Here is a 15,219-nt window from a genome sequence, read left to right on the forward strand (position 1 = left end):
AAATATGTCTTTAAAAGATAGATTTGATAAATTTATAGATTATTTTTCAGAAGATGGAGAAGATGTTGGTACTACCTATCAGCTTAAAGCAGAAGAGCCGATTGTAACTCCAGTTCCTTCTGTTCAAGAGTTGCCGCAACAAGTTGCTAGCTCACCATCTAAAGATAAAAACATCACTCGTCTTCATGCCCGTCAACAAGAGTTGGCTATGCAAAGTCAACGTTCTACTGATAAGGTGACAATTGATGTTCGTTATCCACGCAAATACGAAGACGCCACAGATATTGTTGATTTATTAGCTGGTAACGAAAGTATTTTGATTGATTTCCAATATATGACAGAAGTCCAAGCTCGTCGTTGTTTGGATTATCTGGATGGGGCACGTCACGTTTTAGCTGGTAACATGAAAAAGGTAGCATCTACTATGTACTTGCTGACACCAGTTGATGTTGTCGTCAATATTGAAGATATCAAAATCCCAGATGAATCACAAAATGGTGAATTTGGTTTTGACATGAAACGTACGAGAGTGAGATAATGCTCTTTCTCATTCGTTTTATTCAAAATGCAGTGGATATCTATTCACTGATTTTAATCATTTTTGCTCTGATGTCTTGGTTCCCTAATGCTTATGAATCACGTCTTGGGCGTTTGATCATTAGTTTAGTGAAACCGATAATAGCTCCCTTGCAACGTTTACCCCTCCAGATTGCAGGTCTTGACTTGTCTGTCTGGATTGCGGTATTACTAGTTCACTTCCTAGGGGAACAGTTGATTCGACTTTTAGTGATTTTTCTATGAACAAGATGATTTATCAACACTTTTCTAAGAATGATTCATCTTTTATTGATAAGGGAGCAGAATGGATAAAAAAGGTAGAAGATTCGTATTCTCCTTTTTTAACACCCTTTGTAAATCCCCATCAAGAAAAGATTTTAAAGGTTCTAGCATCAACAAACGGCATCTCCTACATGAGCAGTCGGCAGTTTCTTGAAACTGAATATGTACGGGTTCTCCTGTATCCTGATTATTTTGAGCCAGAATTCTCTGATTTTGAACTATCCTTGCAAGAAATAGTCTATCCTAATAAGTTTGAGCGCTTAACACATGCTAAAATATTAGGGACTGTTTTAAACAAGCTGGGAATTGATAGGAAGCTATTTGGTGATATCTTAGTCAATGAAGAGAGGGCACAGATTATCATTAATCGACAGTTTATGCTCCTTTTTCAAGACGGCATTACGAAAGTTGCTCGTTTACCGGTTCGTCTAGAAGAACGGGATTTTACTGAGAAAATTGCTACAGTAGAAGATTATCAAGAATTAGATATTTGTATCGCTAGTTCTAGATTAGATGTTTTTCTAGCAGGTGTCTTCAAGTTGTCTAGAAATCAGGCAAGTCAGCTAATTGAAAAACAGGCAGTCCAAGTGAATTACCATTTAGTTGAAAAATCAGATTATGCAGTCCAAGTTGGTGATTTGATTAGTGTGAGGAAATTTGGTCGATTGAAACTCGTTAGAGATAATGGGCAAACAAAAAAAGATAAAAAGAAATTAACGGTCCAATTGTTATTAAGTAAGTGAGGAAAAATATGCCAATTACATCGTTAGAAATCAAAGATAAAACCTTTAGCACACGCTTCAGAGGGTTTGATCAAGAAGAAGTAGATGAGTTTTTAGATATTGTAGTCCGTGATTATGAAGATTTGGTTCGCTCTAATCATGACAAGGATTTACATATTAAGAGTTTGGAAGAGCGTTTGTCTTACTTTGATGAGATGAAAGATTCATTGAGTCAATCTGTGTTGATTGCGCAGGATACGGCTGAGCGAGTAAAACAAGCTGCAACAGAACGTTCAAACAATATTATCCAACAAGCAGAGCAAGATGCACAACGTTTGTTGGAAGAAGCTAAGTACAAGGCAAATGAAATTCTTCGTCAAGCAACTGACAATGCTAAGAAGGTTGCTGTCGAAACTGAAGAGTTGAAGAACAAGAGCCGTGTCTTCCATCAACGTCTTAAATCTACAATTGAGAGCCAGTTAGCAATTGTTGAATCTTCAGATTGGGAAGATATTCTTCGCCCAACAGCAACTTATCTTCAGACAAGTGATGAAGCCTTCAAAGAAGTAGTCAGCGAAGTCTTAGGTGACTCTGTCTTACAACAACAGCAAGAGGAAGAACCAATTGATATTACTCGCCAGTTTTCTCCCGAGGAAATGGCAGAGTTGCAAGCGCGTATCGAAGCGGCTAATAAGGAACTTGCAGAAGCAGAAGCAAGAGCTGAGCAGGAACAAGTGGTTTCACCAGCTCCAGTTGTTGAAGAAAGTCCAGCTCATCCAGTTGGTCCAATGTATGAAGAGCCAGAAGTAGCTCCAAGCCATTACTCAGGACCAACACCAGCTACTGAAGCTGTAAACTCAGAACCAGGTTTTGCGGCACCGCAAGAATCTGTTACAATTTTATAAGAAATAATCTGAGAACAATATCTTATCCTTATATTTCCAGCGAGCAGGAGATGGTGTGAGTCCTGTAATCCCTAATGATAAGATTATCCTCTCAAAAACTCAAGTCTGAAATTAGTAGGATTTGACGTTACCCACGTTACGGGATAAGAGGGAGAAAGACTAGATCTTTTTCCGAATAAAGGTGGTACCACGATTTTCGTCCTTTTTGGAATCGTGGTTTTTAATTTGTTATTATTTATAAAGGAGATACCATGAAACTCAAAGATACCCTTAACCTTGGGAAAACAGCTTTCCCAATGCGTGCAGGACTTCCTACCAAAGAGCCAGTTTGGCAAAAGGAATGGGAAGATGCAAAACTTTACCAACGTCGTCAAGAATTGAACCAAGGAAAACCTCATTTCACCTTGCATGATGGCCCTCCATACGCGAACGGAAATATCCACGTTGGGCACGCTATGAACAAGATTTCAAAAGATATCATTGTTCGTTCAAAATCTATGTCAGGTTTTTACGCACCATACATCCCAGGTTGGGATACTCATGGTCTGCCAATCGAGCAAGTTTTGGCAAAACAAGGTATCAAACGTAAAGAAATGGACTTGGTTGAGTACTTGAAACTTTGCCGTGAATACGCTCTTTCTCAAGTAGATAAACAACGTGAAGACTTTAAACGTTTGGGAGTTTCTGGTGACTGGGAAAATCCATATGTGACTTTGACACCTGACTATGAGGCAGCCCAAATCCGTGTATTTGGTGAGATGGCTAATAAAGGTTATATCTACCGTGGTGCTAAACCAGTTTACTGGTCTTGGTCATCTGAGTCTGCCCTTGCAGAAGCGGAGATTGAATATCATGACTTGGTTTCAACTTCCCTTTACTATGCAAATAAAGTAAAAGATGGCAAAGGTGTTCTAGATACAGATACTTATATCGTAGTCTGGACAACTACTCCATTTACCATCACGGCTTCTCGTGGTTTGACTGTTGGAGCAGATATTGATTACGTTTTGGTTCAACCTGCTGGTGAAGCTCGTAAGTTTGTTGTTGCTGCAGAATTGTTGACTAGTTTGTCTGAAAAATTTGGATGGGCTGATGTTCAAGTTTTGGCAACTTACCGTGGACAAGAACTCAACCACATCGTAACAGAACACCCATGGGATACAGCTGTAGATGAATTGGTTATCCTTGGTGACCACGTTACGACTGACTCTGGTACAGGTATTGTCCATACAGCCCCTGGTTTTGGTGAGGATGACTATAATGTCGGTATTGCTAATGGTCTTGAAGTTGCAGTGACTGTTGACGAACGCGGTATCATGATGGCCAATGCTGGTGCTGAGTTTGAAGGTCAATTCTATGACAAGGTGGTTCCAACTGTTATTGAAAAACTTGGCAACCTCCTTCTTGCCCAAGAAGAAATCTCTCACTCATACCCATTTGACTGGCGTACTAAGAAACCAATCATCTGGCGTGCAGTTCCACAATGGTTTGCCTCAGTTTCTAAATTCCGCCAAGAAATCTTGGACGAAATTGAAAAGGTTAAATTCCACTCAGAATGGGGTAAAGTCCGTCTTTACAATATGATCCGTGACCGTGGCGACTGGGTTATCTCTCGTCAACGTGCTTGGGGTGTTCCACTTCCAATCTTCTACGCTGAAGATGGTACAGCGATCATGACAGCTGAAATGATTGAACACGTGGCTCAACTCTTTGAGGAACACGGTTCTATCATCTGGTGGGAACGTGATGCTAAGGACCTCTTGCCAGAAGGATTTACTCATCCAGGTTCACCAAATGGCGAGTTCAAAAAAGAAACAGATATCATGGATGTTTGGTTTGACTCAGGTTCATCATGGAATGGAGTTGTGGTAAACCGTCCTGAGTTGACTTACCCAGCAGATCTTTACCTTGAAGGTTCTGACCAATACCGTGGATGGTTCAACTCTTCACTTATCACATCTGTTGCCAACCATGGCGTAGCACCTTACAAACAAATCTTGTCACAAGGATTTGCCCTTGATGGTAAAGGTGAGAAGATGTCTAAATCTCTTGGAAATACTATTGCTCCAAGCGATGTTGAAAAACAATTTGGTGCGGAAATCTTGCGTCTCTGGGTAACAAGTGTGGACTCAAGCAATGACGTGCGTATCTCTATGGATATCTTGAGCCAAGTCTCTGAAACTTACCGTAAGATTCGTAACACTCTTCGTTTCTTGATTGCTAATACATCTGACTTCAACCCAGCTCAAGACGCAGTAGCCTACGATGAGCTTCGTTCAGTTGATAAGTACATGACGATTCGCTTTAACCAGCTTGTGAAGACTATTCGTGATGCTTATGCTGACTTTGAATTCTTGACAATCTACAAGGCCTTGGTGAACTTTATCAACGTTGATTTGTCAGCCTTTTACCTTGATTTTGCCAAAGATGTTGTTTATATCGAAGGTGCCAAATCATTGGAACGCCGTCAAATGCAGACTGTCTTCTATGACATTCTTGTCAAAATCACCAAACTCTTGACACCAATCCTTCCTCATACCGCGGAAGAAATCTGGTCATATCTTGAGTTTGAAACAGAAGACTTCGTTCAATTGTCAGAATTGCCAGAAGCAGAGACGTTTGCTAACCAAGAAGAAATCTTGGATACATGGGCAGCCTTCATGGACTTTCGTGGACAAGCTCAAAAAGCCTTGGAAGAAGCTCGTAATGCCAAAGTAATCGGTAAATCACTTGAAGCACATTTGACAGTTTATCCAAACGAAGTGGTGAAAACTCTACTCGAAGCAGTAAACAGCAATGTAGCTCAACTTTTGATCGTGTCTGAATTGACTATCGCAGAAGGATCAGCTCCAGAAGCTGCTGTTAGCTTCGAAGATGTAGCCTTTACTGTTGAACGCGCTGCAGGTGAAGTATGTGACCGTTGCCGTCGTATCGACCCAACAACAGCAGAACGCAGCTACCACGCAGTCATCTGTGACCACTGTGCAAGCATCGTAGAAGAAAACTTTGCGGAAGCAGTCGCAGAAGGATTTGAAGCGAAATAAGTTGAAAAGTCTAGGGAAAACTCAATTTGAGAAGAAAAGACAACTAGTCTTATAGTCTATAAAACGCATTGTATCAAGGTTTTGAATATCTGATATGATGCGTTTTTATAATGTTTGAAGTTTATTGTCGTTTTCTTGTCTCAATTAGCCTTACATCGTTGTATATTGTTGAATTTCAAAAAGCTCATGAATCATCTGAAAAGTAGATTTCATGAGCTTTTATTTGTTGGCATTCTAAAGGGATTCATCAATCAAGTGTTTAAGATTTGATAGGAGATGCTCCAAAGTTAGGATTGTTTTCTGTTGGTTAGCTAGTTGGTAGAGATTTTGAAAGTAGTCTTGGATATCGTTCTCAAAATTTTGAGGTAGATGAGAGCAATTGTTTTTTGCGAACTGGAGCATGCGTTTTTCTCCTGGATGGAGCTGCTCATTGAAGGCGAAGAGCAAATCGAAATAAGAGGCGAAAAACTCACTAGTACGGTGATTGATGCTGAGTAAATCTTGGCGTTTGAGAGCTTTTTTGATTTGTCTTGAAAAAGCTGGCATAGCTTGGTCGAGAAGCAGGAATTGCTTGTTGATGATATTCTTTTTGAGCTCAGCTGGATAAGGCAGATTGTACTTTTTCTGGAGGGCAGCATAGTGACCATCTCGATCGTAGAGAATCTTGCTGTTGAGCAGATTGTACCACATACAAGTAGTGTAAGAATTCTGGGCTTGGTGCTCTAAAACTACGACCTGTAAAGTTTTGTCAAATTCGTCTAGAGAGCGGTAAATCAGTTCAATCTCTATGCCATTATTGAGAACACAATCATCCTCCAATTCCCAAAATTGATTGCCGATTTCCATATAGGAGCAGTGTTTACTGAGGATTTCTTTTCGTATGTCTGGCGAGAGAGGAGCACTGAGGTAGACATATACATCATAATCAGAGTCTTTGTCAAAATCTTGTCCGGCCCGTGATCCTCCTAGAGCTAGAGCCTCTACTTGTTCCAGTTGAGCCAATTCTTTAAAGAGATGTTGTGGCATAATGTTAACCTTTTTTATTTTTTGACATCATTCTAACAAAAAGCAAGGAGATTAGCAAGAGTGAAATGGAAATTTCTTTTCACATATTTGCTTATATTTGTTTAAAGTAATCCCACTGCCAAACAGTCCTTTCCTTTTTGGTTTTGACTAGCTTTTTTGTGAAAAATTGTGTAAAATAGAATAGATAAACGAGGGAAAACCTCGGAAAATTTAAAGGAGAATCCATCTAATGGTAAAATTGGTTTTTGCTCGCCACGGTGAGTCTGAATGGAACAAAGCTAACCTTTTCACTGGTTGGGCTGATGTTGATTTGTCTGAAAAAGGTACACAACAAGCGATTGACGCTGGTAAATTGATCAAAGAAGCTGGTATCGAATTTGACCAAGCTTACACTTCAGTATTGAAACGTGCTATCAAAACAACTAACTTGGCTCTTGAAGCTTCTGACCAATTGTGGGTTCCAGTTGAAAAATCATGGCGTTTGAACGAACGTCACTATGGTGGTTTGACTGGTAAAAACAAAGCTGAAGCTGCTGAACAATTTGGTGATGAGCAAGTTCACATCTGGCGTCGTTCATACGATGTATTGCCTCCAAACATGGATCGTGATGATGAGCACTCAGCTCACACAGACCGTCGTTACGCTTCACTTGACGACTCAGTCATTCCAGATGCTGAAAACTTGAAAGTGACTTTGGAACGTGCCCTTCCTTTCTGGGAAGATAAAATCGCTCCAGCTCTTAAAGATGGTAAAAACGTATTCGTAGGAGCTCACGGAAACTCAATCCGTGCCCTTGTAAAACATATCAAAGGTTTGTCAGATGACGAAATCATGGACGTAGAAATCCCTAACTTCCCACCATTGGTATTCGAATTCGACGAAAAATTGAACGTAGTTTCTGAATACTATCTTGGAAAATAAAAAATTGTAAGTCTAGAATTGATTTCTAGGCTTTTTATGTTAGTATGGTAGTATGATAAGGAATAAAAAACAAGATTATGTACTGACCTACAAGCAACCAGCTTCAACCACTTACAAGGGTTGGGAAGAAGAGGCCTTACCGATAGGCAATGGTTCTTTAGGGGCAAAAGTATTTGGGTTTATTGGAGCTGAGCGGATTCAATTCAATGAAAAGAGCCTTTGGTCTGGTGGACCTCAACCAGATAGTTCCGATTATCAGGGTGGAAATCTTCAGGATCAGTATGTTTTTTTAGCTGAGATTCGGCAAGCTTTAGAGAAGAGAGACTACAATACTGCTAAGGAACTGGCTGAACAGCACCTAGTCGGACCCAAAACGAGTCAATATGGGACCTATCTGTCCTTTGGGGATATTCTTATTGAGTTTAGCCAGCAAGGTAAGACTTTATCTCAGGTGACGGATTACCAGAGACAGTTGAATATCAGTAAGGCGCTTGCGACGACTTCTTATGCCTATAAAGAGACTATGTTTAAACGAGAAGCCTTTACCAGTTTTCCAGATGATCTCTTGGTTCAGCGTTTTACTAAGGAAGGGGCGGAAACTCTAGATTTTACTATAGAACTGTCCTTGACCCGCGATTTAGCTTCTGATGGAAAGTATGAGCAGAAAAAATCTGATTACAAGGAATGCCAGCTGGATATCTCCCCTTCTCATATCTTGATGAAGGGACGGGTTAAGGACAATGACCTGCAGTTTGCTAGCTGTCTAGCTTGGGAAACGGATGGAGATATTAGAGTCTGGTCAGATAAAGTTCAGATATCAGGAGCTAGTTATGCCAATCTCTTTTTGGCGGCTAAGACGGATTTTGCTCAAAATCCTGTTAGCAATTATCGCAAGAAAATAGATATAGCGCAACAGGTAAAGGACTTGGTGGAAGCAGCTAAAGAAAAGGGATATACTCAATTGAAATCAAGGCATATTGAGGACTACCAAGCCTTATTCCAGCGTGTTCAATTGGATTTGGGAACTGATGTAGACACATCCACTACAGATGATTTGCTAAAAAATTATAAGCCACAAGAGGGGCAGGTTTTGGAGGAGTTGTTCTTCCAGTATGGACGGTATTTATTGATTAGTTCGTCCAGAGATTGTCCAGATGCTCTACCAGCTAACTTGCAAGGGGTCTGGAATGCGGTCGACAATCCTCCGTGGAATTCGGACTATCACCTGAATATCAACCTGCAGATGAATTATTGGCCAGCCTATGTTACTAATCTTCTAGAGACGGCCTTTCCGGTCATCAATTATATAGATGATTTGCGTGTCTATGGTCGTCTAGCGGCTGCAAGGTATGCAGGAATCGTCTCTCAGGAAGGGGAGGAGAATGGTTGGTTGGTTCATACTCAAGCGACTCCTTTTGGCTGGACGGCACCTGGTTGGGATTACTATTGGGGTTGGTCACCAGCTGCCAATGCATGGATGATGCAAACCGTTTATGAAGCCTATTCATTTTACAGAGACCAAGACTATCTCAGGGAGAAAATTTATCCCATGTTGAGGGAAACGGTTCGTTTTTGGCATGATTTTTTACATGAGGATAAGGAGGCGCAGCGTTGGGTGTCTTCTCCGTCTTATTCTCCAGAACATGGGCCGATTTCGATTGGCAATACCTATGACCAATCTCTGATTTGGCAATTATTTCATGATTTTATTCAGGCTGCTCAGGAATTGGGACTGGATGGGGATTTGTTGACTGAGGTCAAGGAGAAGTTTGACTTGCTTAATCCTCTTCAAATCACTCAATCTGGTCGAATCAGGGAGTGGTATGAAGAGGAAGAGCAGCATTTTCAAAATGAGAAAGTGGAGGCCCAGCATCGGCACGCTTCCCATCTAGTGGGACTCTATCCTGGCACTCTCTTTAGCTACAAGGGACAGGAGTATCTTGAAGCTGCGCGTGCCAGCCTCAATGATCGTGGAGATGGAGGCACAGGCTGGTCCAAGGCTAATAAGATCAATCTTTGGGCGCGTCTAGGAGATGGCAATCGAGCCCATAAATTATTAGCAGAGCAGTTAAAGACATCCACCTTGCCCAATCTTTGGTGCACCCATCCTCCTTTTCAGATAGATGGTAATTTTGGTGCTACGAGTGGCATGGCAGAAATGTTGCTCCAGTCTCATACAGCTTATCTGGTTCCTCTAGCTGCCCTACCCGATGCTTGGTCAACAGGTTCTGTTTCAGGCTTAATGGCACGTGGACATTTTGAAGTTAGCATGAGGTGGGAGAATAAAAAACTCTTACAGATGACCATTTTATCAAGAAGTGGGGGAGATTTGCGAGTCTCTTATCCAGGTATTGAGAAGAGTGTGATTAAAATGAATCAAGAAAAAATAAAATCGAAATGCATGGGGAAAGATTGTATTTCAGTGGCGACAGCAGAAGGTGATTTTGTTCAATTTTATTTTTAAGAAGGTGATAGAAGGCAGTAATTTGATACTGCCTTTTAATAAGGATTTAAGAATGTAAGCAGTTTCCAACTAGTTGAAAAAGCGTTATAATGGTAGTAGGAAGTAATTTGTTTGAGAGAGGGTGGGTCTGATGGCTTATATTGAGATGAAACACTGTTACAAGCGTTATCAGGTTGGGGACACGGAGATTGTGGCCAATCGCGATGTGAATTTTGAGATTGAAAAGGGTGAATTGGTGATTATTCTAGGTGCATCTGGTGCAGGCAAGTCAACGGTTCTTAACCTTCTTGGGGGAATGGATACCAATGATGAGGGGGAAATCTGGATTGATGGTGCCAATATTGCAGACTATAGTTCGCACCAGAGAACCAATTACCGTCGCAATGATGTAGGCTTTGTTTTTCAGTTTTATAATCTAGTTTCCAATCTAACCGCTAAGGAAAATGTGGAGTTGGCTTCAGAAATCGTGACAGATGCCTTGAATCCTGAACAGGTCTTGACAGATGTAGGTCTGGCTCATCGTCTCAATAACTTTCCAGCCCAGCTTTCTGGAGGGGAGCAACAGCGAGTCTCCATTGCACGCGCGGTAGCTAAAAATCCTAAAATTCTCCTTTGTGACGAACCGACAGGCGCCTTGGATTATCAGACGGGCAAGCAAGTCTTGAAAATTCTGCAAGATATGTCTCGTCAAAAGGGAGCGACGGTAATCATCGTGACTCACAATGGAGCTTTGGCGCCCATTGCTGATCGCGTGATTCATATGCACGATGCCAGTGTCAAGGATGTGGTGAGGAACCAGTATCCTCAGGATATCGACAGTTTGGAGTACTAGCATGATCAAGCGAAAAACCTATTGGAAGGACTTAATTCAGTCCTTCACAGGCTCCAAGGGGCGTTTTTTATCCATCTTAACCTTGATGATGTTGGGATCTCTAGCCTTAGTAGGCCTCAAAGTAACCAGCCCCAACATGGAGGCGACAGCTAATGATTATTTAACAACTGCTCAAACCTTGGATTTGGCAGTTATGTCTAATTATGGTTTGGATCAAGCAGATCAAGAAGAACTAAAACAGACGGAGGGCGCAGAGGTTGAGTTTGGCTATTTGACAGATGTGACTATGGAAAATGGGCAGGATGCCATTCGGCTGTACTCCAAACCAGAGCGAATTTCAACCTTTCAGCTAAGAGAGGGACGACTTCCTCAGTTAGACAAGGAAATCGCTTTGGCCACTCATTTGCAAGGCCAATACAGCGTGGGACAGGAAATTAGTTTTAAAGAAAAAGAAGAGGGTCATTCCTCTTTAAAAGACCATACTTATACCATTACTGGTTTTGTGGATTCAGCTGAAATCCTCTCTCAGCGAGATATGGGCTACGCAGGAAGTGGAAGTGGGACTCTGACAGCCTATGGGGTGATTTTACCTAGTCAGTTTGATCAGAAAGTCTACAATATAGCTCGTTTGAAATATCAAGATTTATCAGAATTAAATGCCTTTTCATCAGCTTATGAAGAAAAATCTAAGCAACATCAGGAAGACCTTGAACAAGCTTTGTCAGATAATGGAAAGGCACGTCTGCAATTCTTGAAAAAAGAAGGCCAAGAGTCTCTCGATAAGGGGCAAGAGACCCTTGATAAGGCTGAGACTAATTTGCAGGAAGGCAAGAGTCGTTTAGCAACTGCTCAAGCTCGTTTACAGGCTCAGGAAAGTCAACTAGCCTTGCTACCTCAAGTTCAGAGAGAGCAGGCTAGTGCTCAACTTACCCAAGCTAAGCAGGAATTGAGCAAGGAAGAGGACAAAATAAAGCAGGCTGAACAAAATTTAGCCCAAGAAAAGGAAAAATTAGAAAAACATCAGCAAGTCTTGGATGAATTAGCTGAGCCCAAGTATCAAGTCTATAATCGTCAGACCATGCCTGGCGGTCAGGGCTACCTCATGTACAGCAATGCTTCAGCCAGTATTCGGGCAGTGGGCAATATCTTTCCTGTAGTGCTTTATGCCGTAGCAGCTATGGTGACCTTTACAACCATGACTCGTTTTGTGGATGAAGAGCGAACTCATGCAGGGATTTTTAAGGCCTTGGGCTATCGTAGTAAGGATATTATCGTCAAGTTTCTCCTATACGGTCTAGTAGCTGGGACTGTAGGAACAGCTCCAGGTAGCATACTTGGACATTATTTACTAGCAGGTGTGATTTCAAGTGTCATTACAAAAGGCATGGTGGTGGGAGAAACCCAGATTCAGTTCTATTGGACCTATAGCTTACTGGCTCTTGTCTTGAGTTGGTTGGCGAGTGTGCTACCAGCCTACTTGGTAGCTCGTAGGGAACTTCATGACGAAGCAGCCCAGCTTTTATTGCCTAAACCTCCTGTTAAAGGAGCTGAAATCTTACTGGAGCGCATCGGTTTTATCTGGCGTCGTCTCAGTTTTACCCATAAGGTAACAGCCCGTAATATCTTCCGTTATAAACAGCGGATGTTGATGACGATCTTTGGTGTGGCAGGTTCAGTCGCTCTGCTCTTTGCAGGTTTGGGAATTCAATCCTCTGTAGCAGGAGTTCCGTATAGACAGTTTCAACAAATCCAACAGTATCAAATGATTGTCTCTGAAAATCCTAGTGGGACCAATCAGGACAAGGCAGAGTTAGAAGAAGTGTTGAAAGGGCAGGATATCCAAGCCTATCAGAAAATCTATTCAAAAACGCTAGACAAGGATTTCAAAGGTAAGGCTGGTCTTCAGACTGTTACCCTTATGATGACAGAGAAGGAGGATTTGACTCCCTTTATTCATCTGCAAAATCATCAGCAAGAGTTGACATTAAAAGATGGAGTTGTCATCACAGCTAAACTAGCCCAGTTGGCAGGTGTCAAGGTTGGACAGACTCTAGAAATTGAAGGTAAGGAATTAACGGTTGCTGCTATTACTGAGAACTACGTTGGTCACTTTATTTATATGAGTCAGGCTAGCTATGAGCAAATTTACGGCCAGCTACCCCAAGCCAACACTTATCTGGTTTCGCTAAGGGATACCAGTGCAACTAGTATCGAAAGGCAGGCCGGCTTACTTATGAATCAAGCTGCGGTGTCCAGCGTTGTCCAAAATGCTTCAGCCATTCGACTCTTTGACTCCGTCGCTAGCTCACTCAATCAGACTATGACCATCTTGGTCATCGTATCGGTTCTGTTGGCTATCGTTATCCTTTACAATCTAACCAACATTAACGTAGCTGAGAGAATCCGTGAACTCTCCACTATCAAGGTTCTCGGTTTTCATAATAATGAAGTCACTCTCTACATTTACCGTGAGACGATTGTGCTGTCCCTTGTGGGAATCGTACTTGGTTTGGTATCTGGTTTCTATTTACATCAATTTTTGATTCAAATGATTTCGCCTGCTACTATTCTCTTTTATCCGCAGGTAGGCTGGGAAGTCTATGTAATCCCAGTGGCAGCAGTAAGCATCATTTTGACCTTGCTTGGTTTCTTCGTCAATCATCATCTGAGAAAGGTTGATATGCTTGAAGCCTTGAAATCTGTAGAGTAAGGTAGTTGCTTTTATCTGATTGAACTTATATATACTCGTAAACAAAAAATCCTCCGTTTCAAAGAGTAGGGAACTCTTTGTGACAGAGGATTTTTTCTATAGGGCTTTAGCAGCTGCAATTGCGGCTTCGAAGTTTGGTTCAGAGTTGATATTGTCCACGTATTCAACGTAGCGAATAGTATTGTCAGTATCGAGGACAAAGACTGCGCGTGCCAATAGGTGCCACTCATTGATTAAGAGAGCATAATCACGTCCAAAGGAATGGTCGAAATAGTCTGAGAGCATGATGGCATTTTCAATACCTTCAGCACCGCACCAACGTTTTTGAGCAAAAGGTAGGTCCATGGAAACAGTCAATACGACCGTGTTGTCCAGTCCAGCCAGTTCTTCATTAAAGCGACGCGTTTGAGTTGAGCAGATACCTGTATCGATAGAAGGCACGACACTCAAAACTTTTTTCTTGCCATCAAAATCAGCCAGAGATTTTTTAGAAAGGTCTGTTGTAGTGAGTGAAAAATCAAGCGCCTTGTCGCCGACTTGTAGTTGTTTACCTGTAAAGCTCACAGGATTTCCTAGGAAAGTTACCATAAGATACTCCAATCTTTTTTCTTCCATTGTAGCTGAAACAGTCAGAATTTTCCAATGATTTGACCGGAAATATGGGCATAGAAAAAACGCCAGCTCGCGTGAGAATGACGTTTTTCAGAGGCTTATACTCAATGAAAATCAAAGAGCAAACTAGGAAGCTAGCCACAGGCTGTACTTGAGTACGGCAAGGCGACGCTGACGTGGTTTGAATTTGATTTTCGAAGAGTATTATTTTGCCAATCCTTCAGCAATCTTATCAAGGTTGTATTTCATCATGTTGTAGTAGCTGTCGCCTTCTTTACCTTGTTCTGCGATAGAGTCAGTAAAGATTTGTGCGTAGATTGGGATGTTTGTGTCTTGTGAAACAGTCTTCATTGGACGGTCATCCACACTTGATTCTACAAAGAGGGAAGGAGTTTTTGTTTGGCGAAGTTTTTCAACCAAGGTCTTGATTTGGTCAGGAGTTCCTTCTTCTTCAGTGTTGATTTCCCAGATATAGGCACTTGGGACACCGTAGGCTTTAGAGAAGTATTTGAAGCATCCTTCACTGGTTACGATGAGTTTTTTCTCAGCAGGGATGTTGTTAAATTTCTCCTTAGCTTCCTTGTCAAGTTTGTCTAGCTTATCAGTATATTCTTTGAGATTTTTTTCGTAGAATTCCTTGTTGCTAGGGTCTTTAGCGCTCAATTGTTTTGCGATATTTTTAGCAAAAATCATACCGTTTTCAAGGTTAAGCCAAGCGTGTGGGTCTTCTTTGCCTTTTTCGTTTTGGCCTTCAAGGTAGATAACATCAACGCCTTCGCTGACTGCAAAGTAGTCTTTGTTTTCAGTTTTCTTAGCATTTTCTACCAATTTTGTAAACCAAGCATTGCCACCTGTTTCAAGGTTGATACCGTTATAGAAAATCAAATCAGCTTGAGAAGTTTTCTTAACGTCTTCAGGGAGTGGTTCGTATTCGTGTGGGTCTTGGCCAACAGGAACGATACTGTGAAGATCAATCTTGTCACCAGCAATATTTTTAGTAATATCAGCGATGATTGAGTTTGTGGCAACAACTTTTAGTTTTTGACCAGAAGCTGCATCTTTTTTTCCACTAGCACATGCTACAAGAGCGATGACGGAAAGAAAGAGAACGAGTAATGTACCTAATTTTTTCATTAGATCCT

Annotated in this window: 12 protein-coding genes and 1 other annotated feature; of the genes, 9 read left to right on the plus strand and 3 right to left on the minus strand. The window is 41.5% G+C overall.

Annotation, left to right across the window (positions count from 1 at the left end; all coding sequences use genetic code 11):
* The first annotated feature begins 4 nt into the window (after nt 1-4).
* The 5 genes from ADG81_RS06930 to ileS all read left to right on the plus strand — a co-directional run bounded on the left by ADG81_RS06930 (nt 5) and on the right by ileS (nt 5,511).
* Nucleotides 5-538 carry a cell division protein SepF gene (locus tag ADG81_RS06930; RefSeq protein ID WP_000053355.1) on the plus strand — a complete coding sequence of 178 codons (534 nt, stop codon included), beginning with the start codon at nt 5-7 and terminating at the stop codon, nt 536-538.
* Entirely contained in the window at nt 538-801 is a 264-nt protein-coding gene (locus ADG81_RS06935) for a YggT family protein (RefSeq protein ID WP_000898129.1), read from the plus strand. Before ADG81_RS06930 ends, ADG81_RS06935 begins: the two co-directional genes overlap by 1 nt.
* A complete protein-coding gene (locus ADG81_RS06940; protein WP_001038446.1) occupies nt 798-1,583 on the plus strand; it encodes an RNA-binding protein in 786 nt (261 codons plus the stop codon). Before ADG81_RS06935 ends, ADG81_RS06940 begins: the two co-directional genes overlap by 4 nt.
* A gap of 8 nt (nt 1,584-1,591) precedes the next feature.
* The gene (locus ADG81_RS06945; RefSeq protein ID WP_049551305.1) at nt 1,592-2,467 is read left to right on the plus strand and encodes a DivIVA domain-containing protein; all 876 of its coding nucleotides are present in this window, start codon (nt 1,592-1,594) and stop codon (nt 2,465-2,467) included.
* Nucleotides 2,462-2,674 (plus strand) — a binding site (T-box leader). It overlaps the preceding gene by 6 nt.
* Nucleotides 2,675-2,718: 44 nt before the next feature.
* The gene (gene ileS / locus ADG81_RS06955) at nt 2,719-5,511 is read left to right on the plus strand and encodes an isoleucine--tRNA ligase (protein ID WP_049551306.1); all 2,793 of its coding nucleotides are present in this window, start codon (nt 2,719-2,721) and stop codon (nt 5,509-5,511) included.
* Between the two features lie 234 nt (nt 5,512-5,745).
* Here the strand turns inward: ileS and ADG81_RS06960 are convergent, their stop codons facing one another.
* Complete coding sequence (locus ADG81_RS06960) at nt 5,746-6,537, minus strand: nucleotidyltransferase domain-containing protein (RefSeq protein ID WP_049551307.1); 792 nt, start codon at nt 6,535-6,537, stop codon at nt 5,746-5,748.
* Between the two features lie 229 nt (nt 6,538-6,766).
* Here ADG81_RS06960 and ADG81_RS06965 point away from each other — a divergent pair, with 229 nt between their 5' ends.
* From ADG81_RS06965 to ADG81_RS06980, 4 genes are all read left to right on the plus strand, one after another.
* Complete coding sequence (locus ADG81_RS06965) at nt 6,767-7,459, plus strand: phosphoglycerate mutase (RefSeq protein WP_000240129.1); 693 nt, start codon at nt 6,767-6,769, stop codon at nt 7,457-7,459.
* A gap of 52 nt (nt 7,460-7,511) precedes the next feature.
* The gene (locus tag ADG81_RS06970; RefSeq protein ID WP_049551308.1) at nt 7,512-9,923 is read left to right on the plus strand and encodes a glycoside hydrolase family 95 protein; all 2,412 of its coding nucleotides are present in this window, start codon (nt 7,512-7,514) and stop codon (nt 9,921-9,923) included.
* 130 nt (nt 9,924-10,053) lie between these two features.
* A complete protein-coding gene (locus ADG81_RS06975) occupies nt 10,054-10,755 on the plus strand; it encodes an ABC transporter ATP-binding protein (protein WP_049551309.1) in 702 nt (233 codons plus the stop codon).
* Between the two features lies 1 nt (nt 10,756).
* Nucleotides 10,757-13,465: an ABC transporter permease gene (locus ADG81_RS06980; RefSeq protein ID WP_049551310.1), complete on the plus strand. Its 2,709-nt coding sequence runs from the start codon at nt 10,757-10,759 to the stop codon at nt 13,463-13,465.
* A 96-nt stretch (nt 13,466-13,561) separates the two neighbouring features.
* On the opposite strand, the gene tpx is transcribed toward ADG81_RS06980, so the two are convergent.
* On the minus strand, nt 13,562-14,053 hold the full coding sequence (gene tpx / locus ADG81_RS06985) for a thiol peroxidase (protein ID WP_000256026.1): 492 nt from the start codon (nt 14,051-14,053) through the stop codon (nt 13,562-13,564).
* 228 nt (nt 14,054-14,281) lie between these two features.
* Nucleotides 14,282-15,211, minus strand: coding sequence for a metal ABC transporter substrate-binding lipoprotein/adhesin PsaA (gene psaA, locus ADG81_RS06990; RefSeq protein WP_000733076.1), 930 nt, complete (start codon nt 15,209-15,211; stop codon nt 14,282-14,284).
* Nucleotides 15,212-15,219 lie beyond the last annotated feature (8 nt).

It is taken from the genome of Streptococcus pseudopneumoniae (assembly GCF_001070815.1).
GTDB classification, from domain to species: domain Bacteria; phylum Bacillota; class Bacilli; order Lactobacillales; family Streptococcaceae; genus Streptococcus; species Streptococcus pseudopneumoniae_P.

Coding starts and splice junctions, on each gene's coding strand:
- ADG81_RS06965 (WP_000240129.1), top strand. CDS start 6,767: ATGGTAAAATTGGTTTTTGCTCGCCACGGTGAGTCTGAATGGAACAAA.
- ADG81_RS06975 (WP_049551309.1), top strand. CDS start 10,054: ATGGCTTATATTGAGATGAAACACTGTTACAAGCGTTATCAGGTTGGG.
- psaA (WP_000733076.1), bottom strand. CDS start 15,211: ATGAAAAAATTAGGTACATTACTCGTTCTCTTTCTTTCCGTCATCGCT.
- ADG81_RS06970 (WP_049551308.1), top strand. CDS start 7,512: ATGATAAGGAATAAAAAACAAGATTATGTACTGACCTACAAGCAACCA.
- ADG81_RS06935 (WP_000898129.1), top strand. CDS start 538: ATGCTCTTTCTCATTCGTTTTATTCAAAATGCAGTGGATATCTATTCA.
- tpx (WP_000256026.1), bottom strand. CDS start 14,053: ATGGTAACTTTCCTAGGAAATCCTGTGAGCTTTACAGGTAAACAACTA.
- ADG81_RS06960 (WP_049551307.1), bottom strand. CDS start 6,537: ATGCCACAACATCTCTTTAAAGAATTGGCTCAACTGGAACAAGTAGAG.
- ADG81_RS06940 (WP_001038446.1), top strand. CDS start 798: ATGAACAAGATGATTTATCAACACTTTTCTAAGAATGATTCATCTTTT.
- ADG81_RS06945 (WP_049551305.1), top strand. CDS start 1,592: ATGCCAATTACATCGTTAGAAATCAAAGATAAAACCTTTAGCACACGC.
- ADG81_RS06930 (WP_000053355.1), top strand. CDS start 5: ATGTCTTTAAAAGATAGATTTGATAAATTTATAGATTATTTTTCAGAA.
- ileS (WP_049551306.1), top strand. CDS start 2,719: ATGAAACTCAAAGATACCCTTAACCTTGGGAAAACAGCTTTCCCAATG.
- ADG81_RS06980 (WP_049551310.1), top strand. CDS start 10,757: ATGATCAAGCGAAAAACCTATTGGAAGGACTTAATTCAGTCCTTCACA.